Origin of the sequence: Ensifer sp. SSB1, assembly GCF_016652895.1 — a bacterium.
Taxonomy (GTDB): Bacteria; Pseudomonadota; Alphaproteobacteria; order Rhizobiales; family Rhizobiaceae; genus Ensifer.
In genome coordinates this window covers 1-25,713 of record NZ_JAEPRP010000064.1, presented here as the reverse complement: position 1 = coordinate 25,713, position 25,713 = coordinate 1, and the positions used below count along the sequence as shown (strand labels likewise).

Annotated in this window: 24 protein-coding genes and 2 pseudogenes; 14 read left to right on the top strand and 12 right to left on the bottom strand. The window is 63.6% G+C overall.

The genetic code is table 11. From position 1 onward, the window contains the following. Window positions 1–219 precede the first annotated feature (219 nt). The 3 genes and pseudogenes from I8N66_RS17300 to I8N66_RS17290 form a co-directional block, all read right to left on the bottom strand. Window positions 220–1,386: pseudogene (locus tag I8N66_RS17300) on the bottom strand (Do family serine endopeptidase); the annotation flags it as partial. Window positions 1,387–1,582: 196 nt separating this feature from the next. Next, entirely contained in the window at window positions 1,583–2,059 is a 477-nt protein-coding gene (locus tag I8N66_RS17295) for a hypothetical protein (protein ID WP_291155760.1), read from the bottom strand. A 297-nt stretch (window positions 2,060–2,356) separates the two neighbouring features. Next, window positions 2,357–3,487, bottom strand: coding sequence for a citrate synthase (locus tag I8N66_RS17290; protein WP_291155757.1), 1,131 nt, complete (start codon window positions 3,485–3,487; stop codon window positions 2,357–2,359). A 75-nt stretch (window positions 3,488–3,562) separates the two neighbouring features. On the opposite strand from I8N66_RS17290, the gene I8N66_RS17285 reads away from it, so the two are divergent. After that, window positions 3,563–4,654, top strand: a complete 1,092-nt coding sequence (locus tag I8N66_RS17285; RefSeq protein ID WP_291155795.1) for a citrate synthase/methylcitrate synthase — start codon at window positions 3,563–3,565, stop codon at window positions 4,652–4,654. 159 nt (window positions 4,655–4,813) lie between these two features. On the opposite strand, the gene minE is transcribed toward I8N66_RS17285, so the two are convergent. The 3 genes from minE to minC form a co-directional block, all read right to left on the bottom strand. Beyond that, a complete protein-coding gene (minE, locus tag I8N66_RS17280; RefSeq protein ID WP_034798387.1) occupies window positions 4,814–5,074 on the bottom strand; it encodes a cell division topological specificity factor MinE in 261 nt (86 codons plus the stop codon). Continuing rightward, complete coding sequence (minD, locus tag I8N66_RS17275) at window positions 5,071–5,886, bottom strand: septum site-determining protein MinD (RefSeq protein WP_291155737.1); 816 nt, start codon at window positions 5,884–5,886, stop codon at window positions 5,071–5,073. Before minD ends, minE begins: the two co-directional genes overlap by 4 nt. Before the next feature lie 115 nt (window positions 5,887–6,001). Beyond that, window positions 6,002–6,754, bottom strand: a complete 753-nt coding sequence (gene minC, locus I8N66_RS17270) for a septum site-determining protein MinC (protein ID WP_291155734.1) — start codon at window positions 6,752–6,754, stop codon at window positions 6,002–6,004. Window positions 6,755–7,082: 328 nt separating this feature from the next. Here minC and I8N66_RS17265 point away from each other — a divergent pair, with 328 nt between their 5' ends. From I8N66_RS17265 to I8N66_RS17250, 5 genes and pseudogenes are all read left to right on the top strand, one after another. Then, window positions 7,083–7,268 carry a hypothetical protein gene (locus tag I8N66_RS17265; protein ID WP_057252114.1) on the top strand — a complete coding sequence of 62 codons (186 nt, stop codon included), beginning with the start codon at window positions 7,083–7,085 and terminating at the stop codon, window positions 7,266–7,268. 159 nt (window positions 7,269–7,427) lie between these two features. Further along, on the top strand, window positions 7,428–7,664 hold the full coding sequence (locus tag I8N66_RS17260) for a hypothetical protein (protein WP_291155731.1): 237 nt from the start codon (window positions 7,428–7,430) through the stop codon (window positions 7,662–7,664). Window positions 7,665–7,957: 293 nt separating this feature from the next. Next, window positions 7,958–8,362 (top strand): DUF1236 domain-containing protein, encoded by a 405-nt coding sequence (locus I8N66_RS17255; protein WP_291155728.1) that lies wholly within the window; start codon window positions 7,958–7,960, stop codon window positions 8,360–8,362. A gap of 298 nt (window positions 8,363–8,660) precedes the next feature. Next, window positions 8,661–8,828 (top strand): annotated as a pseudogene (locus tag I8N66_RS37555) (calcium-binding protein); the annotation flags it as partial. 116 nt (window positions 8,829–8,944) lie between these two features. Continuing rightward, window positions 8,945–10,714 carry a calcium-binding protein gene (locus I8N66_RS17250; protein WP_291155725.1) on the top strand — a complete coding sequence of 590 codons (1,770 nt, stop codon included), beginning with the start codon at window positions 8,945–8,947 and terminating at the stop codon, window positions 10,712–10,714. An 18-nt stretch (window positions 10,715–10,732) separates the two neighbouring features. On the opposite strand, the gene I8N66_RS17245 is transcribed toward I8N66_RS17250, so the two are convergent. From I8N66_RS17245 to I8N66_RS17235, 3 genes are read right to left on the bottom strand one after another with little or no spacing between them, the layout of a single operon-like run. After that, window positions 10,733–11,449, bottom strand: coding sequence for an ABC transporter ATP-binding protein (locus I8N66_RS17245; protein ID WP_291155722.1), 717 nt, complete (start codon window positions 11,447–11,449; stop codon window positions 10,733–10,735). Next, window positions 11,446–12,687, bottom strand: a complete 1,242-nt coding sequence (locus I8N66_RS17240) for an ABC transporter permease (RefSeq protein ID WP_291155719.1) — start codon at window positions 12,685–12,687, stop codon at window positions 11,446–11,448. The genes I8N66_RS17245 and I8N66_RS17240 overlap by 4 nt, the downstream gene beginning before the upstream one ends. A gap of 7 nt (window positions 12,688–12,694) precedes the next feature. After that, a complete protein-coding gene (locus I8N66_RS17235; RefSeq protein WP_291155716.1) occupies window positions 12,695–13,705 on the bottom strand; it encodes an efflux RND transporter periplasmic adaptor subunit in 1,011 nt (336 codons plus the stop codon). A gap of 145 nt (window positions 13,706–13,850) precedes the next feature. Between I8N66_RS17235 and I8N66_RS17230 the strand changes: the two genes are divergently transcribed. After that, complete coding sequence (locus I8N66_RS17230) at window positions 13,851–14,537, top strand: TetR/AcrR family transcriptional regulator (protein WP_291155713.1); 687 nt, start codon at window positions 13,851–13,853, stop codon at window positions 14,535–14,537. A gap of 16 nt (window positions 14,538–14,553) precedes the next feature. Here I8N66_RS17230 and I8N66_RS17225 read toward each other — a convergent pair whose 3' ends face one another. Then, window positions 14,554–15,378, bottom strand: a complete 825-nt coding sequence (locus tag I8N66_RS17225; protein ID WP_291155710.1) for an IclR family transcriptional regulator — start codon at window positions 15,376–15,378, stop codon at window positions 14,554–14,556. A 329-nt stretch (window positions 15,379–15,707) separates the two neighbouring features. Here I8N66_RS17225 and I8N66_RS17220 point away from each other — a divergent pair, with 329 nt between their 5' ends. From I8N66_RS17220 to I8N66_RS17190, 7 genes are read left to right on the top strand one after another with little or no spacing between them, the layout of a single operon-like run. Then, window positions 15,708–16,766, top strand: coding sequence for an ABC transporter ATP-binding protein (locus I8N66_RS17220; RefSeq protein WP_291155707.1), 1,059 nt, complete (start codon window positions 15,708–15,710; stop codon window positions 16,764–16,766). Then, window positions 16,766–17,638: an ABC transporter permease gene (locus I8N66_RS17215; protein WP_113540819.1), complete on the top strand. Its 873-nt coding sequence runs from the start codon at window positions 16,766–16,768 to the stop codon at window positions 17,636–17,638. Before I8N66_RS17220 ends, I8N66_RS17215 begins: the two co-directional genes overlap by 1 nt. A gap of 4 nt (window positions 17,639–17,642) precedes the next feature. Further along, the gene (locus I8N66_RS17210) at window positions 17,643–18,437 is read left to right on the top strand and encodes an ABC transporter permease (RefSeq protein WP_223729825.1); all 795 of its coding nucleotides are present in this window, start codon (window positions 17,643–17,645) and stop codon (window positions 18,435–18,437) included. A gap of 6 nt (window positions 18,438–18,443) precedes the next feature. After that, entirely contained in the window at window positions 18,444–18,758 is a 315-nt protein-coding gene (locus I8N66_RS17205) for a (2Fe-2S)-binding protein (protein ID WP_113540821.1), read from the top strand. After that, entirely contained in the window at window positions 18,751–20,157 is a 1,407-nt protein-coding gene (locus I8N66_RS17200; RefSeq protein ID WP_291155697.1) for an FAD/NAD(P)-binding oxidoreductase, read from the top strand. The genes I8N66_RS17205 and I8N66_RS17200 overlap by 8 nt, the downstream gene beginning before the upstream one ends. Continuing rightward, window positions 20,154–21,296 (top strand): FAD-dependent oxidoreductase, encoded by a 1,143-nt coding sequence (locus I8N66_RS17195; RefSeq protein ID WP_291155694.1) that lies wholly within the window; start codon window positions 20,154–20,156, stop codon window positions 21,294–21,296. Before I8N66_RS17200 ends, I8N66_RS17195 begins: the two co-directional genes overlap by 4 nt. Before the next feature lie 17 nt (window positions 21,297–21,313). Beyond that, complete coding sequence (locus tag I8N66_RS17190) at window positions 21,314–22,369, top strand: ABC transporter substrate-binding protein (RefSeq protein ID WP_291155691.1); 1,056 nt, start codon at window positions 21,314–21,316, stop codon at window positions 22,367–22,369. A gap of 77 nt (window positions 22,370–22,446) precedes the next feature. Here I8N66_RS17190 and I8N66_RS17185 read toward each other — a convergent pair whose 3' ends face one another. Next, window positions 22,447–24,183 (bottom strand): penicillin-binding protein 2, encoded by a 1,737-nt coding sequence (locus tag I8N66_RS17185; RefSeq protein ID WP_291155688.1) that lies wholly within the window; start codon window positions 24,181–24,183, stop codon window positions 22,447–22,449. A 1-nt stretch (window position 24,184) separates the two neighbouring features. After that, window positions 24,185–25,713 (bottom strand): penicillin-binding transpeptidase domain-containing protein (locus I8N66_RS17180; RefSeq protein WP_291155686.1); only part of this gene is annotated, 1,529 nt, incomplete at its 5' end.

Below are 25,713 nucleotides of genomic sequence, written 5' to 3'. Positions count from 1 at the left end.
CGGGTTCAATCGCGAATTCCGTCGGGTGACGTCTCTCAGTCCTGGATCCTGGCGCGAGCAGAACCGGGAAGAAACGCCGGACCGAGAAGGTGGGGCGATCATCGGCACGGGCTATCCCTGCCAAATCTGCCCGGCGGTGGTGCGGCCGGGCAGATAAGTTGGGCAAGACTTGGCTGTGACCCGTCTCGTGACGGCAAAGGCTTACTGCTGATCCCCGGTGTTGCGGCCGATGGTGATCGAGAGATCCTTCGTCTCACCGGTCCGCCAGACACTCAGGCTCTTCGAGGTGCCGGGCGAGAGGTCGGCGACCATGCGCGAGAGATCACGCGGTGACTTGACCGGGCTGCCGCCGAAGGCGGTGATGATGTCGCCGGCCTTCAGGCCGGCCTTGGCGGCAGGTGTTCCGTTGTTGACGTCGGCGACCAGCGCGCCTTCTGCCTGGTGGAGGCCGATCGCATCGGCGATGTCAACGGTCACCGGTTGAATTTCGACGCCGATGAAGCCGTGCTGGATCGAACCGTCCTTCACCAGTTCGGCGACGACCTTCTGTGCCTGATCCGAGGGGATGGCGAAACCGACGCCGACGCTGCCGCCGTTGGGCGAGTAGATGGCGGTATTGATGCCGACCACCCTGCCCGCAGCGTCGACCAGCGGTCCGCCGGAATTGCCGCGGTTGATCGGGGCGTCGATCTGAATGAAATCGTCATAGGGGCCGCTGTGCAGATCGCGGCCACGGGCTGAGACGATGCCGGCGGTCACGGTCGTGCCGATGCCGAACGGATTGCCGATCGCAAGCACCTGGTCCCCGACCCTGAGGCCATCGGAATCACCCCAGGCGACGGTTGCAAGCGGCTTAGCCGGCTTGATCTTCAGCACGGCAAGGTCGTTCTTCGGATCGGCGCCGACGAGCTTGGCGGGCACCTGGGTACCGTCGTCAAGCGTCACCGTGATGCTCGACGCCTTGTCGATGACGTGGTTGTTGGTGACGATGTAGCCGTCCGCGGTCACGACGAAACCGGAGCCGAGCGCTTCGGCCCGTTGGGCCGGGCGCTGCTGCGGTGCCTGGTCCGGCAGGGGTATGCCCTGATCGCGGAAGAACTGGCGAAACTGCTCGTCGAAGGGCGAGTTTCCGCCGAGTTGTGACGCTTCGTCGTTGCCGGTGTTTTCGGCTTTGATCACGGTGGTGACGGTGACGACCGCCGGCTTGTCCGCCGACACGATCGGCGCGAACGAGCCGCCGGATGCAGCCGGGGCCGCAACCGCCGGGCCGGGCGCGGCGGCCGCCGCCACGTCATGACCTGAAAAGGCTGCCACGGAAAGGGGCGCGATGATGACGGCTGCTCCGAGGAGGGCGACAGCACGGTACCTCATGAGAATGTTTGACATGGTCTTGTTCCATTCGCTGCCAGGTCGCCGAGCGATCCCCGCCGCGCGCCCCGTATTGGGAACTGATCGCGGTTCGTTGCCTCGGTCGGCTTCGTGTAAGGGCTTGTGTCGATTGCCGGAGCCGGACTCGTAGGTGGGTCCGGCGCCGACAGTGGCGGCTCACCCGAAAGCCGGACGGGCCGCCTCTGCCTGTTGGTCAGGCCATTCGAGCGATGTCATGGTCGAGGTGGCGAACTTCGATCTGCAGCCGCGCATAGGAATGCGCGGGCAACATGCCGTGATGGGCTGCGGCGGTCTCGACTGCCTGGGCGCGCACTGCGCCGTCTTCGCGTTCAAGCTTCCTGTAGTTTGCCGCGGTCAGCATGCCCCGTTCGCGGTCGGCATTGATCCGGTGATTGTCGACCCGGAGTTCATACAGAACGTGGTTGAGACGGTTCGATGACATGTGAACAGGTACGCGGTAGACCTGCATGGCCGGGGCCGTCATGTCGTCCTGGTTGAGAATGCCCTGGTAATAATCACCGGTAAAAGCGCCCTTGTCGTTGTTGCGAGCGTTGTCATGATCCACAACGCTGTCACGATCAAAATCGTGATGTTCGGCAGCGAAGGCACCGCCGCTCAGGAGGACGAGAGCGAGGGTTGCGATGGTAGTGGTCTTGAGGGGCGAGCGCATATCTGCATCTCCTGAAATCAAGGAAGCTGGGAGCGCTTCCATTCGAGGCTGTCTCCTATTGTCGCGTCACGGCCGAAGCGGTCGCCGGCAATATTCAGCCTCAATATGAAGGTAATACTTCGATGCGCGCTAGTCATGTTAATATAATGTAATATTGCTCCATTTTTTCTAGCAAAATCAAATTGTTAACTTTATGTAATAAACGCCGTTCGCGCACTATCCCGAAAAAATACTCTTCGCGCCTGCCTCTCGGAAACGGGGCTTGGCCGACGTATCCGGCCGGCGCAGAACAAATCGCTAGGAGCCGGCGTAGTGCGCGCGGGGGCGAATCAGTTCGCCGCTCTCGACCTGCTCCATGGCATGCGCGAGCCAGCCGACGGTGCGTGCGAGCGCGAAGATGACGAGGGGTGCGTCTTCGGGAAGGTTGTATGTCGCTGCAAGGGCGGCCAGTGAAAAGTCGAGATTGGCCGGCTCTCCAAGCAGTTCCTCGCCGGCTTCGGCCAAAGTGGTATAGAGGGCTGGTACCTCGAAGCTCTTCATGATCGCCTTTGCGCGTGGATCGCCATCCGGATAGAGCCGATGGCCAAAGGCCCGGACCACGCCCTCCGAGGAGAGCAATCCCCGGATCGCTTCGCGCACACCGTTTGCTGCCGCCTGTTCGGCCAGGCGCGTGACGCTGAGCCAGGCGCCGCCATGCCTCGGCCCGGTAAGAGTGGCAAGGCCTGAAAGCGTGGCGGCGGAAAGTGCTGCACCCGAGGAGGCCGTGACACGGGCTGCGAAGGCCGAAACGTTGAGCTCGTGCTCTGCGGTCAGTACCAGGCATTTGCGGATGGGCTCGGCCGCTTCCGGCCGTCCCCAACCGAGCGCCAGCCGCTGATGCAGCGGCATCCGCTCCGGCGACGGGGCCAGTCCTGCTGCGACGCTCGCAAGCACATCAGCCGCCTCTGCCTTCAATATGGCCGGCCGACGGCCGAGCGCCGGCAAGTCGCCTTCGATTCGTGCGGCCAGGCACGCGAACGTTGCCGCCAGGCGCGATTGGTCGCCGCCACGATCGCCGCCGGGAATGGTCACCGTCTCGGACGACTGCCAAAGCAGCGTTGCTATATCCTCCAGCGTTGCGTCGCCGCCGAGTTCGATGGCATCGCGGCCACGATAGAAGAGCCGCCCGCCGGCAATGCTGGATATCGTCGTTTGCAGAACCGGCTCGCCCCAGCGGATCGCCCCGGCGGCGACGACCGCCGCTTGCCGCCGTCCGGCGTGGCGTTCGGCCAGCCGGTTGACGTCGTCGGCCTGATACAGGCTGCGGCGCGGGTCGGCCGGGTCGGGTTTGGCGCGGATGCGCCCGCGGCTGACATTGGCATAGAGCGTCTGCCGTTTGCTGCCGAGCTTGGCGAGCGCCTCTTCGGCGGTGATCCAGAGTGTGTGCATGTTGATCAATTGCATCAAGATTGACGTCAATAGATCTAGGTCGGATCATTCTCCCCGTAAAGGAGAAACTTGATGATGAAGAACGGACTTGAAGACGTCGTTGCCGCCGAAACGCAGCTCTCCCATGTTGACGGCGAGGCGGGTCAATTGATCATTCGCGGCATCTCGCTCGATCACCTGGCCGGCCAGGCGAGCTACGAGGATGTCGTGGCGCTGTTGTTCGAGGGGTTGCTGGGGCCGATGCCGGACCGGACCGAACTCGCCAGGCGCCTGGGTGAAAAGCGGGCGGACGTGTTCGCCCATGTCGGCGCCATCGACGACGCGCTGCTGGAACTACCGCCAGTCGACATCATGCGCGCACTCATCGCCCGGCTCCCGGATGGCGACGACCTCGAGACGGCCTTACGTCTGCTTGCTGCGCCGGCCGTCTTCCTTCCGGCCGCACTTCGCCTGAAGAGGGGTGAAAGCCCGCTCGCGCCGACCCCGGCGCTGTCGCACGCCGCCGATATCCTCGCCATGCTCGGTGCCAAGCTGCCGAGCCGGCAAGACGTGGCGGCGCTCGATGCCTATCTGGTGACGATTTCGGACCATGGCCTCAACGCCTCGACCTTCGCCTCGCGCGTGGTCGCCTCCACCAAGGCCGGTCTTACCTCGTCGGTGCTTGCCGCCATCGGCGCGCTCAAAGGGCCGCTCCACGGCGGTGCACCCGGGCCGGTGCTCGACATGCTCGACGCGATCGGAACGCCTGAGAATGCGGAAACCTGGCTTTCTGACGCGCTCGACCACGGCGAACGGCTGATGGGCTTTGGCCATCGTGTCTACCGCGTCCGCGATCCCCGCGCCGATGCGCTGAAGGGCGCGCTGAAACGACTGATCGTCGCGCATCCGGCGAACCGCGATCGTATCCAGCTGGCAGAAGCGGTCGAGCGATCGGCGCTCGCCATCCTCAAGGCGCGCAAGCCCGAACGTCCGCTCGACGTCAACGTCGAGTTCTACACGGCGCTGCTGCTCGACGCGCTGAACTTCCCGCGCGAGGCGTTCACAGGTGTCTTCGCGATCGGCCGGACGGTCGGTTGGATCGCCCATGCACGCGAGCAGGCGCTGGAAGGTCGGCTTATCCGTCCACGTTCGCTCTATGTCGGGCCGCTGCCGCAGCAAGCGGCCTGAGGGTCAGGGCGCGGCTGATCTCTGTCAGGCGGCCGACACCATCCGCGCATTTCGCAGGTGTTGTTGAAAGAACGACGGCAGTACCCGGTGGGTACCGCCGTACTTGAAAACAGGAAGCACGCCCGAAAGAACGTTGCTTCCGAAATAGGTCGGCGGCCGTTAGGCCGCCTTCTTTGCGTCGAAGGGGATTTCGATGTCGACGGCGAGCGTCGAGACCTGGGGGCCGCGTTCCATCGTGACCCGGACCTTGTCGTCGTCGATCTGCATGTGCTTGGAGATCGCCTGGAGGATTTCATCGCGCAATTTGGTGACGAGGTCGCTATCGCCGGCGGATGCGCGCTCATGGGCGAGCAACACCTGCAGCCGTTCGCGGGCTGCCGGCGCTGACTGTGTACGGGAGAAGAAACGGAAAAGGTTCATGCCGCTTTCCTTCCGAAAATCTTGCCGAGGAAGCTGCGCTTCTCGCCGGGAATGGTGATCGGCAGGGCTTCGCCCTTGAGCCGGCGTGCCGCGTCGAAATAGGCGAGCGCCGGGGCGCAACGATTGTCGGCGAGCGTCACCGGCGAGCCGACGTTGGAGGCACGCAGCACGTCAGCGCTTTCTGGGATGATGCCCATCAGCGGGATCGACAGGATTTCCAAGACGTCGTCGACCTTCAGCATGTCGCCGCGCTCGGCGCGAACCGGGTCGTAGCGGGTCAGCAGCAGGTGCTTTTCCATGCGCTCGCCGTTTTCGGCCTTCAACGTCTTGGAGTCGAGCAGGCCGATGATGCGGTCGGAGTCACGCACTGACGAGACTTCCGGATTGGTCACGACGATGGCGATATCCGCATGGCGCATGGCCAGCGTGGCGCCGCGTTCGATGCCGGCGGGGCTGTCGCAGATGACCCAGTCGAAGGCGTTCTGAAGGGCGGCGATGACCTTCTCGACACCTTCCGGCGTCAGGTTGTCCTTGTCGCGGGTCTGGGAGGCCGGCAGCAGGTAGAGCGTCTCCAGGCGTTTGTCGCGGATCAGCGCCTGCGACAGCTTGGCCTCGCCCTGGATCACATTGACCAGGTCATAAACGACGCGGCGTTCCGCGCCCATGACGAGATCGAGATTGCGAAGACCGACGTCAAAGTCCACGACGACGACCTTCTCGCCGTTCTGAGCGAGTGCGGCGCCCAGTGCGGCGCTGGACGTCGTCTTGCCGACGCCGCCCTTGCCCGATGTAACTACGACTACCTTGCCCATTCGTCTCTCCAAGTATCTAAGAATTCGCCTTCGCCTACATCCTCATGACCCCGGCCGGATCGACCTGAATCACCAGATGCGGATGGTAAGCATCCACACCTTTCCTTGCCTCGGCCTAACCGAGTGTTCCGGCCTTCAGCTCTTCGCCGTCGAGCCAGATCTGCACGGCCTTGCCACGCAGGTTCTGCTCCATGTCGTCGGCCGTCTTGTAGAAGCCGTCGATCGCAATCAGTTCCGCTTCGAGCTTACGGCAGAAGATCCGCGCCGAAGCATTGCCCGTGGTGCCGGCCATCGCCCGGCCGCGCAGGGCGCCGTAGATATGGATCGAGCCGCCGGCGACGACTTCGGCGCCCGAAGCGACAGAGCCGATAATCGTCACGTCGCCTTCGGGGAAGAACAGCGACTGGCCGGAACGCACCGGCTGAGTGACGACGATCGACGGCGTCGCCTTGGTGGCAAGCGGTTCTGCCGTGATCACGGCTTCCGCGGCTGCTTCCGCTTCCGGCGTCTCGGCCTTTTCGGCCTGTTCCGCCATCTTGGCTTCGGAGTCTGCCGCGGGGCGACCGTCGGTCATCGCGGGTGGAAGGTCGGCGCCGAGCAGCGACTGGCGCGCGCCCTCGATGCCCATGATCCGGACATTACGTTTGCCGAGCTGGTCCACGAGTTCGCGCAGTTGCGAACGATCGATTTCGAGGCCATCGACGTCGAGCACGACCGGACGCCGCAGGAAGAAGCCGGCGGAGCGGGAAGCCAGATCGTCGAGCCGGGTAAGCCAATCCTCGAGGGGGAGCTCGGGGGTCAGCGCTAGCGCAAGGAAGGATCGCCCCTTGAGGCGGATCGGCCGGGATTCGGTTAACACATCGTTCATCTTGGTAAATTTTCCGTTGCTTCGATGTACCGAGGAAATGGTTAACAAATGGTTAATTCGGCATTACGAAGGTTAATGAGATGGCTGTCGCGGGCGGCCTGTCGGCACTGAAAAACAAGGGAAATCGCTCTTCGAAACAGAGCGAGCTTTTAACCGTTGTTGCCCTTGCGAGGGCGGATTTGACCCTCTGCTGCGCGCCGCCGAGCAGGTGAATCACCGATCCCGTCGGTCCGAATCGCTCGGTCTTGCGAAGGGAGTTGACATTGGAGTGCTAAAATAAGAACATAACGTGAACAAATGGAGGTTTCCCATGAGCCGGAGAGAAACCATGACCCATACGGAAGAAGTGATCGAACGGGCCATGGCTGCCGTCGCAGCCGCCCGAAAGAAACGGGAACGCGAAGCCGAATGGCGCAAGCGCACCTTCGGACGCATCGACATGACGCCGCCGCTGCCGCGTCTGAAGCGCGGCGGCGTGCAGCTCTCGCTGCGGCTCGACGGCTCGGCACGTTGAGCGGAGAAGTGGTTGTCTTGCAACCGGTAGGAAGATGCTGGAGCGCCCCGGGGGCGTTCGTCCGCCTGGAAGCCGCGGTTTGTCCGCGGGCGATGATCAGCGGATCGAGACGGAGCTTCGAGAGGACTGATTATGAGGCATCGTCGAAGCATCGACCTGATGCCGCGCGAAAATGCCGCCGATTACGGCTCGACCCTGGAGCTTTTGCCGGAATGGTATGTGCTGGTGGCGAAATGCGGAAAGTGCCGGCATCAAGGGCGAATTGAGCGTCGGGCAATTGCCGGCATCCACGGATGGGGCGTCGACCTCAACTCCATTGGCCGAATGCTCAAATGTTCGCGCTGCGGAAACAGGGAAGGGAACAAACTGCTGCTTGGCAAGTTGCCCCGCGACTAATGTGGCAGATGGCACGGGAAGCGACGGAACTCTCCTGCGCTCGGTCCGGTGGAGTGGTCCGCGCTTTCAAGGTGAGACCATCCACTCTGGCTGATGCACCAGAGTATGGAGCCACCCACATAAAGTATCCATTCATTATTTTTGGTGGTGATAAGTCATCTATCTCCTGCAATTCGAGATCACGGATGTTTGTTAACAAAAGTTATCAACCGTGATGCGGAAGAGATAAAGTGAATCTGGAACAATTTATTAGTCTTTTCGTTGAGTTGGTGATCGAACGAAAGGATGAGATCATGAAGAAGCTTGTAATCACGGCGGCTGTTGCTGCTCTAGTGGCAGGCTCCGCCTTTGCTCAGGACACCGACAAGCAGGCCGGTACGGCTGCAGGTATGGTCGGTGGCGCAGCAGCAGGTGCTGTCGTCGGTGGCCCGATCGGTGCCGGTGTCGGCGCCGTGGTGGGTGGTGCGCTCGGTGGGGCGCTGACGCCGCCGCCGCCGGAAGTGGTCACCTATGTCGAGCAGCAGCCGGCTCCGCCGTCGGTGGTCGTGCAGGAACGTGTCGTGGTCGGTAAGCCGATCCCGCCTGCTGTCGTCCTGATGCCGGTCCCGGAAAATCCGCGCTATGCCTATGCGGTCGTCAACGACCACCGGGTGATCGTGGAACCTCAGTCGAGAACGGTGGTTCAGGTCATCAACTGACCCACGGCTCGATAGTCTCTCCTCTGGGGCGGCGTTTAAACGCCGCCCTTTTACCGTTTCCATTTGGCTACTCTAGTTTGGCGCAGCCGGACGTTTCGAATTTCCGGCCACTTCCTTTTTTCAATCTGGAGAAAGCTTGGGGTAGTCTCGGGATATCTAATATATATTTCAAAATAAATTGCCTATATTTCGAGTATTTATTCAGAGTTGCTTTGTTTCGCCACTGCAATACATTTCGATCCTGGATTATATCTTGCAAATTGAATGTATTCATAAGTCGATAGAGGAAGATGGCGGTATGGCGAAGATCGTAGGCTCGTCTGCGAGCGATGTTTTGAAGGGCACCGCGGAGAGCGACCACATCTGGGGCCTGATCGGGATGGACACGATCGATGGCGGCGGCGGTGACGACTTTATCAGCGGCGGGGCACACGACGACACCCTGACGAGTTCGAGCGGCTACGACCGCATCGACGGTGGCGACGGCAGTGACCAGATCGTTCTCACCGGGACCGGCGGCGCCGTTACGGGCGGCCGGGCTTCGACGGTCTCGTCGTCGACTTCTCGCAAACCGCCGACCGGATGGTTTTCAACGGTGCCGGCGGCCATGGCTATGTTGGCGACCCGGGCGTCGCCAGCAGGCACGTCTTCTTCCACGATATCGAGTGGCTGCGCATTCTGGCCGGCAGCGGTGACGACAGGATCACCGGGACCGCCGGCAGCGACCGAATTTCGACCGGTGCCGGCAACGACGTCGTCAATGCAGGCGCCGGCAACGACATCATCACCAACACGGGCGGTTACGATCGTCTCGACGGTGGTGACGGAAACGATCGCTTCGTGCTCGTCGGGACGGGCAGCACGGTCTTCGGCGGCGCTGGCGACGACACGCTGGTCGTCGATCTCTCGGCATCGACCGCTCCGGTCGTGTTCAACCTGGAAAACGGACACGGCATCATCGCAGAGGGGACGCTGCAGGAGCGACACCTCTTTGTCCAGCATCAGGATGTCGAGCAGGTTGTGTTGCTGACCGGACGCGGAAACGACCGCATTACGGGAAGCGCGCGTGACGATGTTATCGAGACGGCAGGCGGCAGCGATTTCGTCGATGCCGGGGCGGGCGACGACAGGATCACCGACGGGAGCGGCGCCAACCGTCTCTTTGGCGGCGACGGCGATGATGGGATCACCTCCACCTTCTACTCAGCCGAAATCGACGGCGGCGCGGGCCAGGACTGGCTCTATATCAGCGAGATGGCGCGCACCAGCGATCTCACCATCGATTTCGCCGCCGGCAAGGTTTCGACCGGCACTGTACTACGCGGCTTTGAGCAGGCGAACCTCGCGCTGGGCAGCGGCAACGACCGGGTCATCGCCGGCGATCTTGCCTATCTCACGGTCGAGGCCGGTGCTGGAAACGATCACCTCGAAGGCGGCGCCGGGCGGGACGCGCTTTATGGCGAGGACGGCAATGATTACATTCACGGGGGAGCCGGAAACGACTCGATCGTCACGGGCGCCGGCGACGATGTGGCCTATGGCGGCGATGGAATGGACACACTTGCCAATACCGGCGGCAGCGATGTGCTCGATGGCGGCGCCGGCGACGACTGGCTGCAGGACACCTTCCCCGGCAGCGGCAGCCTCGGTGTTGCGTCGATCCTGCGCGGCGGCGCCGGCAACGACACGATCAATGCCCGATACCTCGGCGAGGTCGATGGCGGTGAGGGGCGGGATCTGTTGAACCTCAATTTCGGCGCCTTGCCTGAGGCGACGGATTTCGATGCGGCGCGTGGCGTGACGCATACCGGGCTGACCTTCGCCAATATCGAATATTTCAACATCTCGAGCGGGCGCTACGACGACGTGCTGCGCGGCGGCGACGACAACGATACCTTCTATTCGTCGAGCGGCAACGACATCCTCGATGGGCGCGGTGGCGATGACAAGCTGCAAGGCGCTTCGGAAAGCGATCAACTCTTCGGCGGCGACGGCGCGGACTTCCTCGACGGCGGTTCTCAGGACGATTTGCTGAGCGGCGGTAACGGTGCCGATCGGCTGATGGGTGGCAGCGGTGCCGACACCTTTTACTGGTCGTCGGAAACCTCCGGTGAAGCGGGCCTCGATCGCATCCTCGATTTCTCCGGCGGGCAGGGCGACCGTATCGCTTTTTCGCAGGACGCCGAGGATACAACGGGCATTCACAGCTATGCCGACTTTCTCGCTGCCGCGCACGATACCGTCGATGGCGTGTTCGTCGCCTTCAACGGCACCGATGTCGAAGGCATTCTGATCGAGGATGTTTCGCTTTCGGTTCTGACGGAAAGCGATGTCGTCTTCGGCCTCGGCTGACGTTTCTTTTGCCGGGCTTCAAGTACTCGGCGGTTCGCTCGTGTCAGGGGCGTCGCCGCTCTCCCTTGTCAGGCGCCCATCGATCAGATGAAGACGCCGGTCCATGCGCGCGGCCATGCCGAGATCGTGGGTGACGGCCACCACGGTCTTTCCCTTTTCACGGACGAGGGCCTCCAGGATCTTGAACACCTGTTCCGAACTCTGGCTGTCGAGGCTGCCGGTGGGCTCGTCGGCGAGGATCAACGGTGGATCATTGGCAAGCGCCCGGGCTACCGCCACGCGCTGGCGCTGGCCGCCCGAGAGCTGATCGGGCCGCTTGTCCAGGTGATCGGCAAGGCCGAGTGCGGCAAGCAGGTCGCTCGCCCTCTCGCGCATCTCGTTCCGGCCAAGGCGACCGAGCTTGCGCATGGGGATCTCGACGTTTTCGCGGGCGGTGAATTCCGGCAGCAGGAAATGGAACTGGAAGACGAAGCCGATATTGGCGAGCCGCGTGGCAGCCCGTTCGTCCTCGTTCATCTGCGCCGTGTCGCGGTCGCGGATCGCGAGCGAGCCGCTCGTCGGCCGGTCGAGCAGGCCGAGCAGATAGAGAAGCGACGACTTGCCGGAGCCCGAGGGGCCGGTGACTGCGACGAATTCCTGCTCGCCGACGCTCAGGGATATGTCCTTTACCAGCGTGACCGGCACGGTCTCTCTGAGGATGCGCGTCAGATCCTTTGTCTCGATCAGCGTGCTCATGTCGCGCCCCGGATGATGTCGACGGGATTGGCGCGGGCCGCGCGCCGTGCCGGCAGATATCCTGCGACCGCTGCCGATCCGAGCGCTAAGGCGGCGGCGATCAGATAGTGCAGCATGCTCCAGGCGATCGGTAGCCGGGTCATCTCCTGGCCGGTCGCAGCGAGCTCGAAGCGCACCAGCGAGAGCGCATAGATCATCGCGAAGCCGAGCGCCCAACCGAGAAGCGTACCGGCCGTGGCGATCGCCACGCCTTCAAGCACGAAGAGGAAGCGCATGTCGGCCTCGGTGAAGCCAAGCGACTTCATGATGGCGATGTCGCGCGCCTTCTCGTGCGTTATCGTCGAGATGATGTTGAAGATGCCGAAGCCGGCGACCAGCATGATCGCCGCGACGACCGTGTACATGATCACATTGCGCACGACGAGCGCCTCCAGGATCGACTCGTTGGCCTCCTGCCAGGCGACCGCCTTGTAGCCAAGCTCCGCCTCGATGCGCCGCGCCACCGCAGGGGCTGCATTCGGATCGTCGAGCTTGATGTTGATCTCATTGATCGCGTTCGGCCGGGCCGAGAGGATCTGCGCGTTCTTCTGCAGCACATAGGCTTCGCCTTCGTCGCGGGCTGTCGTGCCGGTGTGGAAGAGGCCGACGATCTTGAAGCGGCGGCTGAGCCCCACCGAGGAGACGGCGGTGATCGTATCGCCGAGCTTGGCGCCGAGCCGCGAGGCCATGGTGTCCCCGACCACCATATTGTTGCCGCCGGCGGCAAGGGCCGCGAAACTGCCGGCCTTGAAGTCTCCGATGATCGGCGAAATCCGTGGCTCGGCCTGCGGGTCGATGCCGATGACCGCGGCGCCAACCTCCTGGCCGGAGTAGCGAATGACGCCTTGCGCCTTCAGGGTCGCGGCAAAGCGGCCGGGGATCCAGCCGTCAAGCCAGGAGAGCGCCGCGGTGGGATTGATGATGCCGCGGCGGTCGTCGCGCGGCCGAAGGCCGGAGATGGCGGCGGCATCGAACAGAACTTCTGCCGGCTGTCGCCGCGCCGTGCGCTGCTCATCGGTCACCTGCACATGCGGCATGGTGTCGACGAGCTGGCGAACGAAATCGTCCTGCCCGCCCTGCATCAGCGCTGCCATGGCGATGGAGAAGCCGACGCCGACAGCCACGCCCAGCATCGCGACGATCGTCTGCCGGCCCCGCCCGGAGATGTGCGTCAGTGCGATGTCGAGGATGAGGCGCATGGCGGGCTCATTTCTCCGGGGCGGGCATGGCCTTGACGCGCGTGCCGTCGGCGAGGCCGGTCGGGAAGGGTGAGACGATGCGCGCGTCGCCTGTGAGCCCGGAGAGAACCTCGACGCCATCGGCGCCGCGTATGCCTGTTTTCAGTTCATGTATCCGGGCGCGATTGCCGTCGATCACCGCGGCCTTCGTTCCCTCCAGCGCCACGGTCGGGATGACCAAGGCGCCATGCGACACACGCACGATGATGTTGACGTCGGTCGACATGCCGATCCGAAGCGGCGTGTCGTCGGGAAGCCGAAAGCGCACGCGATAGGTCTTCGTCACCGGGTCGCCCTTGGGCGTGATGCTGTCGACCGTCGCTTCCAGCTTGCGGTCGGGAAAGGCCTCCGACCGCAACAGCGCCCGCTGACCGACTTCGACGCGTGGAATGTCCTCTTCGTTGACGTCGGCCGTGACGATCAGCGGTTTCGGCTCGCCGACCCAGAAGAGCACCGTGCCGAGATCCGCGACCTCGCCGATCTCACCGTCCTGCCTGAGCACCTGTCCGGCGCTCGGTGCCCTCAGCACATAGGTGGCGAGCCGCGCCTGACGACCGGCCACGAGCGCCTCGAGCTGGCCGAGTTCGCTGCGGGCCCGGTCGACCTCCTGTTCGCTGATCGTGCTGCGTTCCGCGAGCGCGACCTTGCGCCGGTATTCTTCCTGCGCCAGCGTCAGGCGCGCCTGGAGTTCGCCGAGCGCTGCCCGCGCTTCGGTGTCGTCGAGGCGGGCGAGCACATCGCCCCTGGCGACGCGCTGACCCTCGCAATTGCACTGCTCGACGATCCGCTCGGCGACCGTTGGGGTAACCTTTGCCCAGGTGCGCGGCTCCACGACGCCGTCGGCATAGATAATCTCTGCCGCATCGCCGCGCTTCGGCGCGATGACGGAAACGGGAACCGGGCGAAACAGATACCAGGAGGCAGCCGCGCCGATGGCAACGACGATCGCTGCTCCGATCGCATAACGAGCCAGCCGCACGAGACGCTCCTTGAATGCTCTCTATCCGTTCTGTATAAATAGACCGACGGTCGGTTTGTTTCAAGGATGCCGATTTTCGGCCCCTTGGGGAGCCTCGTGGACCGGATAGTGAACCCGTGCCAAGCCGCTGTTCTGGGAGTGCTTTATGGTCAGAACGAAAAAATCGCCGGAAGTCCGATCGAACGAGCTGATCGATTGCGCCGAGCGGCTGTTCTTCCAGCATGGCTACGAGAATACGACGGTCAACGACGTCATCCGCGAGGCCAATGTCTCCAAGGGGGCCTTCTACCACTATTTCGTTTCGAAGGAGGCGCTGCTGGAGGCGGTCGCCACCCGTCTGGCTCAGCGGAACCTTAGGGAATTGCAGCCGCTGTTCGAAGACCCGTCGCTGGATGCGGTCGGGCAGCTGAACGCGCTTTTCGCCGGCTCGCGGCGGCTGAAGCTCGAAATGGCACCGCAGCTGAAGAATACCTTCAACGCCCTCTTCAAACCGGAAAACATCGCCCTCTATCACCGCATCGATGAGGCTCTGCTCTCCGTCAGCATACCTCTGGTCGCCGAGATGCTGCGCCGCGGGCACAAGGAGGGAACGCTCGATGCGCCCGATCCGGAAGCCTCCGCCCTGATGCTGCTGCAGTTGCGGCTGAGCGTCGCCAAGGTGATGCACAAGGCGCTGCAGCGCTACGAAGCCGGCGACGTCGATGGGGCGGCGGCGATGCTCGACGGCTGGATGCGGACCTACGGAACCGCCATAGAGCGTTTTCTGAAACTCCCGGACGGGTCGATCGAAGTGACCGAGCCCGGTTTTGCCCGCGCCTTCCTCGAAGCGTGAGCTGCGAGGGCGTGTCTCAGCTCTTCTGCGCGGCGCGCAGGGCGGATGCCGGATAGCGCAGCGTCGGATCGAAGGGGTTGAGCTTGCTGCTGATCGCCTGTGCCTCGGCCTTCAGCAAATCGGTGATGGTGCCGCTCCGTGTTTCGGTCAGGCGGGATGCCAGCGTGCCGATGCTCAAGGAGGCGACCGCGATGCCGTTGCGGTCGAGCACGGGAACGCCGAGACCGGCCATGCCCTCGATCATCTCGAAATTCATCTGCGCGGCGCCGATGCGCCTGACCTCCTCGATCTTGATGCGCAGGTCCACCTCGTCGATCGCGGCGCGATCCATGATGCGCGGCATGTTGAACTTGATGATCGCCTCACGCTCTTCCTCCGGCAGGTGAGCGAGGATGGCGATGCTGCCCTGGCCGATGCCGAGCGGCACCTTGCCGCCGATGTCGCCGGTAAAGGAACGGATCGGGAAGGGGCCCTCGACCCGGTCGAGGCAGATCGCATCGAAATTGCTGCGCACCAGCAGGAAGACGGTGTCGTTGAACGTGGCCGAGAGCCTGAGCAGCGACGGCCGCGCGATGTCGAGAATACCTTCGCGCCTTCGCGCCTGCGACGCGATCGAGAAAAACTCCAGCGACAGGCGATAGGATTTCCCCTCCGGCATCTGCTCGACGAGCCCTTCGGCGATCAGGCTCTTCAGCAGGCGGTGGGCCGAGGGCTGGGTGAGATTCAGCCTGCGCGCGAGATCGATCACCCGCACACCCTCGCTCGCGTTCTCCGCGAGGTCTTTCAGGATGTGGATTGCCTTCGCGAGGCTGGAACTTCCTGCATTCTCTGATTCCGACATTTGCGCGCTTCTCTCGAATTTCACATGAAAGGATTCCGTATATCGGATTTTTTTAACAAAAAATTCCGAAATAGAAAATTGCATTTGTGTTTTTCGTCAATTTCCTGGAGTTAAATCACAAGCCTTCTCAGGGTGGGTGCGCCAAAGCGTGGATAGCTGACCGGCTATCGCGATCGCGAAACCGCGCCTTCGCCGGCGCGACCTGCGCTCGGCGGAGATCCTGTCATCTGAGAGGCTTGATGGTTGACGACGCGTCGCAGCCGCCGGGATCGCCGACAAGAAAAACGGGGCGGGCGATCCCTGGGGTAGCGACCCACGGGAGAGTGAGCATGAGTTTCCTGAACCTTGAGAAGATCTCCAAGTTCTACGGGTCGGTGGCGGCCGTTCACGATTTCGATCTGGCGGTCGAAAAGGGCGAGTTCATCTCGCTGCTCGGGCCCTCGGGCTGCGGCAAGACGACGACCCTGCAGATGATCACCGGGCTCGTACGTCCTTCCGCCGGTATCATCACCATGGGCGGGCGCGACATCACCCACCTGCCGCCGCCGCAACGCGAACTCGGCGTCGTCTTCCAGAGCTACGCGCTTTTCCCGCACATGACGGTCGCGCAGAACGTCTCCTTCGGCCTGGAGATGCGCAAGATCGCGAAACCGGAACGCGAGAAACGCATCAAGGAGATCCTGGCGCTCGTCCATCTTTCGGCACTTGCCGATCGCTACCCGCGCGAGATGTCGGGCGGGCAACGCCAACGCGTGGCGATTGCCCGCGCACTGGTCATCAATCCGCCGGTGTTGTTGCTCGACGAGCCGCTGTCGAACCTTGACGCACAGCTTCGCGAGGAGATGCAGTTCGAGCTGCGCCGCATCCAGCAGACGGTCGGCATCACCACCATCATGGTGACGCATGACCAGGCGGAAGCGCTGTCGATCAGCGACCGCGTGGTCGTCATGGAAAAGGGCCGCATCACCCAGGTTGATACGCCCTATGAGCTCTACGAGCATCCGCGCAACGACTTCATCTCGTCCTTCGTCGGCAAGTCGAATTTCCTGCGCGCCACCTCGGCCTTCAACGGCAAGGGCGCGTCGATCAGCATCGACAACACACAGGTCCGCTTCAACACCGACCGCCGCGAACCCGACGGCAAGGTCTCGGTCTTCATCCGCCCGGAAAAACTGCGGCTGACTGAGCCTGGCGAGGGCCAGATTCAGGGCAAGGTGACGACACGCTATTTCATGGGCAGCCAATGGTTGGTGAGCGCCGAGACACCGGCGGGCATTCTCGCCGTCGCGGTTCCCAATCTCGGTGCGCCGCCGCCGGTGGAAGGTGAAACCGTCGGGCTTGCCTGGCAGAACGCCGATTGTCGTGTCCTGGCGGGAGCGGCCAAGTGATGGGCGCTGCGACCTCCGCCATCAAACCGCGCCTGCTTGCGCCCCTCGCCCTTTCCGGCCCGGCGACGCTGTTCTTCATCGGCCTTGTTCTCTTGCCGCTGCTGCTGACGATCATTCTTTCCTTCAACAGCTACGACTACACGGCCGGCATCCAGAGCGACTTCACCTTCGCCAACTACCTGACCGTGCTGCAGGACGAGTATTACCTCGCGACCTTCTGGCGGACGCTTCGGCTGGCGCTTCTGACGACCGTGATCACCGTGCTGATCGGCGTGCCGGAGGCCTACGTTCTCTCGAACATGCGCAAGCCCTGGCGGTCGATCTTTCTCCTGGTCATCATCGGCCCGCTGCTCGTTTCCGTGGTGGTGCGCACCTTCGGCTGGAGCATGCTGCTCGGCAAGAACGGCTTCGTCAACGGTGCGCTCGCCATCGTCGGCCTCAGCCCGGTTCAGCTCCTCTACACCGAGACGGCGATCGTCATCGGTCTCGTGCATATCATGCTGCCGTTCATGGTAATCCCGGTCTGGACCGTGCTGCAGAAGCTCGACCCGACGGTCGAGGCGGCGGCCCTCACCCTCGGCGCCTCGCGCTTCACGGCCCTTCGCCGCATCGTCTTTCCGCAAGCGGCCCTCGGCATCCTCTCGGGCAGCCTGATCGTCTTTGCTCTCTCGGCCAGTTCCTTCGCCATCCCCGGCCTGCTTGGCGGCCGGCGGCTCAAAATGGCGGCGACACTCGTCTACGACGAGTTCCTGATCGAGCTGAACTGGCCGCTTGGCGCGACCATCGCGATCATCGTCCTCGTTGCCAATCTTGTCATCATGCTCGCCTATAACCGCCTGATCGAGCGGCAGGCAAAGCGCAAGCTGGGTTGAAGCCATGCAGAGAAACGGACCCATTGCTCTTGCTTTCCATAGCCTCGTCGTCGTCTTCATGCTGGCGCCGATGGTTGTGGTCTGCCTCGTGGCCTTCACGCCGGAAAACACCCTGGCGATGCCCTGGAACGGCCTTTCGCTTCGCTGGTTCGAGGCGGTCTTCCATCACGGCGACTTCATGTCGTCCTTCGGAAACAGCGTTCGGCTTGCGCTCCTGTCGGCCACTATCTCGACGCTCTTTGCCGTGCCCGCGGCGCTCGCGATCACCCGCTACGAGTTTCGCGGACGCGAGGCGCTGAACGCACTCTTCCTGTCGCCGCTCATCATCCCGCACCTGGTTCTCGGCGTTGCCTTCCTGCGTCTCTTCTCGCTGATGGGCATGGGTGGATCCTTCGGCTGGTTGATCGCCACCCATGCGATCGTCGTCACGCCCTATACGCTGCGTCTGATCCTGGCGTCGCTGACCAGCATGGACCGCAACGCCGAAAATGCGGCGCGCACACTGGGGGCTGCGGAGTGGACGGTGTTTCGCCGGATCACGATGCCGCTCATGCTGCCAGGCATCAGCGGCGGCTGGTTGCTCGCCTTCATCAACAGCTTCGATGAGCTGACCATGTCGATCTTCGTGACATCGCCGTCGACGGTAACGCTGCCGGTCCGCATGTACATGTACGCGAGCGAATCCATCGACCCGATGATGGCGGCCGTTTCCACGCTGATGATCGCGCTTGCGACCGTCACCATGATCATTCTCGATCGCCTGTTCGGTCTCGACCGGCTTCTGGTGGGCAAGGGCTGAGAACCGATGTCGATGCATCCGTTGCTCCAGCGGCGCTACCGCCTGGATGAGGCACCCGTGCCCTTTGTATTGAACGGGACGGCCGAAACCGGCCGTCGAGGCGACACGGTGCTCACCGCAATCCTTTCGGTCAGCGGCCGCCTGAGACAGAGTGAATTCACCGGTGAGAACCGTGCCGGCTTCTGCCTGATCGGTGCCTGTCAGGACTGCTACGTGATGTTGGCGGACGGCAGCCGCGTCCGCGCCTGCAGCACGGCCTTGCAACCCGGCATGGCCTTTATCACCGATCTCGGGGCGATGGCGGAGGCCGTCCATGAGTGAGCCATTGCAGCCGGTGATCGTAGGCGCCGGTCCGGCGGGCATTCGCGCCGCAGAGCGCCTGGTCCGTGCCGGCCTCAGGCCGATCGTGCTCGACGAAGGTCAGCGCGCCGGCGGGCAGATCTATCGCCGCCCGCTGATCGAGGACGGTCGCTCCTATCGCAGCCGCTATGGCTCGGAAGCCGGCAAAGCACGAAAGCTGCACGAGGCGTTCGAGGCGCTTCTGCCTGCGATCGACTATCGTCCCGAAACGCTTGTCTGGAATGTTTCGGCAGCTGAGCGCGGCAATCAGCTCGATCTTCTCTCGGCTGGCCGTCACCGGCAGATCGGTTTTACGCAGCTGATCCTGTGCACCGGCGCGACCGATCGCGTGCTTCCGTTCCCGGGGTGGACGATGCCCGGTGTCTATACACTCGGCGCCTCGCAGGTCGCGCTGAAGGCGCAGGGCTGCACGATCGGCGACCGTGTCGTCTTCATGGGCTCCGGGCCGCTGCTCTATCTCGTTGCCTGGCAATATATGAAAGCCGGCGCGCACGTGGAGGCGGTGCTCGACACCGCGCCCATCACGTCGAAGCGCCACTTGCTGTCGCTTGCCGTTCATGCGCCGAGGATCGTCGGGCTCGGCCTTTTCTATGGGCTGCAGCTTCAGCTCTCGGGCGTGAAGATCCGCTACGGCGTGCGGCCGCAGGCGGTCCTCGGCAAGGGCCAGGTCGAGGGCCTTGGCTTCCGTCGGCCGACGCTCAAGGGTGAGGTCGTCGAGACGGTGTCCTGCGACGCGCTCGCCTATGGTTTTGCCCTTCGGCCGGAAACCCAGCTTGCCGATCTTGCCGGGTGCCGTTTCCGTTTCGACGTGCGCGATCGCGCCTGGCTGCCGGAGCGCGACGCCATGGGGCGCACGAGCCGGGCCGATGTCTACATCGCCGGCGACGGTAGCGGCATCGCCGGTGCCGATGCGGCGGAAATTTCGGGCGAACTCGCTGCGGCCGCCCTGCTTGAGGATGCGGGAAAGACATCAGTGGATGCAGCGCGCCTGGTGGCGGCAAGCGAAGCGATCCTGCGGCAGCGTGACATCGTCGAGCGCGCCTTTCCCTTCCCGACTGACTGGTTTGAGACCTTAGCCGGCGAAACCACGCTCTGCCGCTGCGAAGAGATCACCATGGCCGAAGGGCGACACGCCATCGCGAGCGGGTCCGTCAGCGAGATCAACCGCCTGAAGGCGCTGAGCCGCATCGGCATGGGCCGCTGCCAGGGGCGCATGTGTTCCGCCGCTGCCACCGAACTGTTGAGCGGCGCCTGTGGCGTTCCGGCCGGAGAGGTTGGTCGCCTGCGCGCTCAGGCGCCGGTCAAGCCAATCCCGCTCGGTTTTGGCGCCGGTGCCGAAGAAGCGGAGGCCCGCCCATGAGCCGGCGTATCTCCGTCGACGTCGCGATCATCGGCGGCGGCCTGGTCGGCGGCTCCGCAGCGCTTGCCATGCGCAAGGCCGGGCTTTCGGTTGCATTGCTCGACAAGGGCTATTGCGGCGCCCAGGCGAGCGGCGTGAACTATGGCGGTGTGCGCCGGCAGGGCCGGCCCCTCGAACAATTGCCGCTGTCGCAGCGGGCACACCGCATCTGGCCGCAACTGAAGGCGATGATCGGCATCGATGCCGAATACATGCGCTCCGGTCACCTGAAGCTTGCGCGCACGGACAAGGACTTCGCCAAGCTCGAAGCCTATGCCGAGACGGTCAGTGACTATGGGTTGGGGCTCGAACTCGTGGCCGGTTCGGCATTGGCGCGCCGGTTCCCCTGGCTTTCCGCCCAGGCTGTCGGCGCGTCGCTCTGCCCCGATGACGGTCACGCCAATCCGCGTCTCGTTGCGCCCGCCTTCGCGCGGGCGGCCGAGCGCGCCGGCGTGACGGTGCTGGAACTGACGCCGGTGCGTGACGTCGCGGCGACCGGGAACGGTTTCGAGATCCTGGCAGGCGACGGCATCGAGATCCGCTGCCGACAACTGGTCAACAGCGCTGGCGCATGGTCCGATGGCTTTGCCGCTCGCTTCGGCGAAGTCGTGCCGCTCACCCGGATCTACCCGTCGATGGTGGTAACCGAGCCGCTTCCGCTGCGGCTGCCCGTCAGCATGGGCGAGCAGGGCGGCAGCTTCTATGGCCGGCAGGTGGCGCGCGGCAATTATGTCATGGGTGGTGGCCGCGGGCTGTCGCTCGGCGATCCCGACTATTCGCGCCCGTCGGTGACCGCTGCGTCCTCCGTCATGCAGCGCGCCATCATGCTCTTTCCGCATCTGGCCGAGGCCCAGGTCATCCGCTTCTGGTCCGGCACCGAGGCGGAAATGCCCGACGGCAACCCGGTGATCGGCCCGAGCGAAACGACATCAGGCCTCTTCCACGCTTTCGGCTTTTGCGGCGCCGGCTTTCAGACCGCGCCTGCCGTCGGCGAGGTGCTCGCGGAACTCGTCACCGAGGGCCGCACCACCACGCCGATCGACGCCTTTTCCATTGGCCGCTTCCGCAAGGTGGCGGCCGAGACTGCAGCCTCGTTGTAAACAGAAAGGGGAATACCATGATCGACCAACGGCTTACCAAAACCACCGCCCTCGCACTGCTGGCCTTCGTCCTGCAGCAGAATGCTGCCTCGGCGGAAACCAAGACGCTCTACATCGGCATGAACGGCGGCAATTTCGAACGCGCCTACACCGAACACGTTCTGCCGCCCTTCGAAAAGGCGAACGACGTCAAGGTCGTCGTCGTGCCCGGCACCTCGGCCGACATCCTTGCCAAGGCGACCGCTGCAAAGGAGAATCCGCAGATGCACGTCATGCTGCTCGACGACGGCGTGATGGTGCGCGCGATCGGCGGCGGCCTCTGCCAGAAGATCGCTGCCGATCCGGTTCTCGACCAGATCCAGCCGGCCGCCCGCCTGAAGGACGACATGGCTGTTGGAGTCGACATGGGCATGACCGGGCTTGCCTACAACAAGAAGCTCTTCGACGAAAAGGGCTGGCCGGCGCCGACCTCGTGGATGGACATGGCCGACCCGAAGTTTGAAAACGCCGTCGTCTTCCAGTCGGCTTCCGCCTCGAGCTTCGGTCTGCATGCCTTCCTGATGTTCAATCGTATCCAGGGCGGCGATGAGACCAATGTCGAGCCCGGCTTCGAGAAATTCTCCGACACGATCGGCAAGAACGTCATAGAGTTCATCCCGAGCTCGGCCAAGATCTCCGAGATGGTGCAGACCGGCGAAGCCGCGATCTTCCCGCTGACGCCGACGGCCGTCAACAACCTCAAGGACAAGGGCATTCCGGTGGAATACGCCCAGCCGAAGGAAGGCTCCGTCGTGCTCGCCGTCACCGAATGCGTGATCGCCAACAACAACGAACCGGAACTCAGCCAGAAGCTCGCCCACTACCTGCTTTCGGCCGAGGCACAGAGCTTGGCGCTCGATCACGGCAACATCATTCCGTCCAACGTCAACGCCAAGGCCGGCACGGATGCGGCAAACGCGAAGCTCGCAACCTTCAAGACCAACATGCAGACTGCCAAGGGTCTCGACTGGGACGCGATCAACCAGAACCGGCAGGAATGGAACAAGCGCTGGAACCGCATGATCGAACGGTAAGCATTAGCTAACATAACCCTATTCTTCGCACGCCCCCGTGGACACCATGGGGGCGTGATGCGTTTGGGGGCTCTGTTTTAGAGAGCCCCGTCGATCGCAGAACTGTTGCGCTCGCCCCTGTTCGTCGAAGACGGAAAGAGCTGCGAGCCGAAGGCGCCCTGGCTGCTGATCTCAGGGAAGCTGACATCGGCGATATCGAAATCGGGCATCAGCGCAAGCATCGGCAGGATGCGCTCAAAGACGGCACCGCCGAGCGGCGTGGCGTTCCAGCCCGACGTGCGGAAGCCATAGGTCTCCTTCAGGCCCCTCGGTTCGTCGAGCAGGGTGAGCAGCAGGTAGCGCGGGTTGTCCACGGGAACCACACCCATGAAGGACGTGATGTTGAGTTCCTTGGAATAGCGGCCGCCGACCACCTTTTCGGCAGTGCCCGTCTTGCCGCCGATGAAATAGCCTTTGACCTCCGCCTTCTTTGCCGAGCCGGTCTTGGCGTTGAGCCGCAGCAGGTAGCGAAGCGCCTCGCCGGTTTCCGGCTTGATCAGATCGCGCGCGATGATGCGATCGTCCAGCGGCGCGTCCTTGATCAGGGTTGGCCGGATGAGACGCCCGCCGTTGACGAGTGCCGCGACCGCGATGCTCGCCTGAAGCGGCGTGACGGCAATGCCGTGGCCGTAGGAGGCGGTCGCGGTATCGATCTCGCCCCAGCGTCGCGGCAATTGCGGATGGGCGCTCTCCGGCAGTTCGGTCGTCAGCCGCGACATCTGCCCGAAGCGCGTCAGGAACGCCCGCAGGTTTTCCGGCCCGACAGCAATCGCCATCTTCGCCATGGAAATGTTTGAGGAGTAGATGAAGGCCTCCGGCAGCGTCAGTGGCCGATGCTGGCCGCGATAGTCGTTGATGCGGAAGCGGCCGAAGGCGAGCGGCTTGCTGGCGTCGACGACGGAGCGAAGCGTGAACTGTCCGGAATCGAGCGCCATCGCTGTCGTCAGGGCCTTGAAGGTCGAGCCCATCTCGAAGGTGGCGGCGGCAATGCGGTTGATGCGGTCTGGCTTCAGCGCGTCGACTGGCAGGTTCGGGTCGAAATCCGGATAGGAAACCAGCGCCAGGATCTCGCCATTGGTGACATCGAGCACCAGGCCGGCACCGGCCTTGGCGCTGAACTTGGCGATCGCCTTGCGAAGCTCCGTCTCCAGCGCATGCTGGATGCGGATGTCGAGCGTCGTGCTCACTGGCTCGAGAGTACGGTGGGAGAGATCCATGCCGCTCTGACGCAAGACCTCCAACCCCTGGCCCTCGATCCAGCGCTCGATGCCGGCCATGCCGATATTGTCGATATCGACGGTGCCGAGCACGTGGGCGGCGAGCGAGCCGTTGGGATAGAAGCGCTGCTTCTCGCGCTGGAAACCGACGGCCGGAATGCCGGCATTCCACACCGCCTGTTCCTGCGCTGGCGTCACCTGGCGCTTGATCCAGGCAAAGGCGGCGCCGCTCTTCAGCCGACGATAGAGGTCGCGTCCGTCGATATCGGGAAAGATCTCGGTCAGCTTCTCGACCGCCTCGTCGACGTCGACGATCAGTCGGGGCTCGGCATAGAGCCCGGAACTCGGCACGTCGATCGCCAGCAGATTGCCGTTCCGGTCGAGGATCGACGGGCGGCCGAGGCTCGGCGGCGGCGGTATGTAACCGGTCCGCTCATAGTCGGCGACGCCAAGCTGGACGAGGCGCGCCAGCATGAGCCCGAAGACGAGCGCGAAGGCGCCGACGACGAGGAGAAGACGGCCGCGAGGGTCCGGCCGGCGCTGAACCTGACGTGCCATATCAGTAGAGCCCGTTGCCGCTGGTGAGGAGCTTTTCGCGCAGTTCCGGCGACAGGTCTGCATCGGTGGCGGCCGATGTACTCGCCGTCTCGAAGCCATCGATGACGGGGCATCCACCAGCGCAGGGCGCGGTTCCCGGCTTGAAGGCTTCGAGAATGGCGCCGGGCGTGCCCGCTGGCACAGGCTGGCCGCTCTTCCTGTCGATCGCCTCGACCGTCATGCCCGATGGCGCATGGAAATCCGCTGCCGGGCGTCCTTCAAGCGCCACCTTCATGAAGTCGATGAAGATGGGCGCAGCGAGGCCGCCGCCGGTTTCGCCATAGCCCATCGGCTTCGGCGTGTCGTAGCCGAGGAAAACGCCGGTGACGACATCAGGCGTGAAGCCAACGAACCAGACATCCTTTTCGTCATTGGTGGTGCCGGTCTTGCCGGCGATCGGCACGCCGAGCGAGCCGACATTTCTGGCGGTGCCACGTTCGACGACGCCGCGCAGCATGGAGGTCACCTGATAGGCGGTGATCGGATCGAGCACGTAGTCGCGATCGTCGACCGGCATAGGCTCTTCCTGGCCGCTCCAGTCGGAAGCGTTGCAATCGTCGCAGCGGCGCTGGTCGTGGCGGAAGATCGTGCGGCCATAACGGTCCTGGATGCGATCGACCATCGAGGGCGTGACTGCCTTGCCACCATTGGCGATCACAGCATAGGCCGAAACCAGTCGCAGCAACGTCGTCTCACCGGCGCCGAGTGACATCGGCAGATAGGGTTTGAGCGTGTCATAGATGCCGAAGCGCTTGCCGTAGTCGGCAACGAGATCCATGCCGAGATGACGGGCGAGACGCACCGTCATCAGGTTGCGGCTGTTTTCCAGCCCGACTCGCAAGGTGGATGGGCCGCTGAAACGGCCGTCATAGTTCTTCGGTTTCCACGTCCGTCCTGCGCCGTCGGCAAGGGCGATCGGCGCATCCATCACCAGGGTCGTCGGCGCGTAACCATTGTCGAGCGCAGCGGCATAGACGAAGGGCTTGAAGGAGGAGCCGGGCTGTCGATAGGCCTGGGTCGCGCGGTTGAACTCTGACTGCGCATAGGAGAAACCGCCAGCGACGGCCAGCACCCGGCCGGTGTTCGGGTCCATGGAAACGAGGGCGCCTTGAACGAGCGGCGGTTGCCGCAGGACGTAACCGTCCTCCTGCTTTTCCAAATAGACGACATCACCGGGCGACAGGACGCCATCGAGCCCGGCGGCGCAGTTCCGCTTTCCCTTGGCCGAGCGGCAAAGCGCCCAGGTCGCGCCCTGGCGTCCAAGGCTTATCGTCTCTGCGGTCGCAGTTCCGTTTGCCGGCGCGCCCTCCGGCCGGAGGCCGATCTCTACGTCCGCGTTTCCTGCGGCAAGCACCACACCCAGCCGCCATTCCGGCACGTCGGCAAGCGGCCGGAGCTTGGTGAGTGCGGTAGCCCAATCCTTTGTCGAGGGGAGCCTTGTGACCGGGCCGCGATAGCCCTTCGCCTGGTCATAGCCGACGAGGCCCTTGC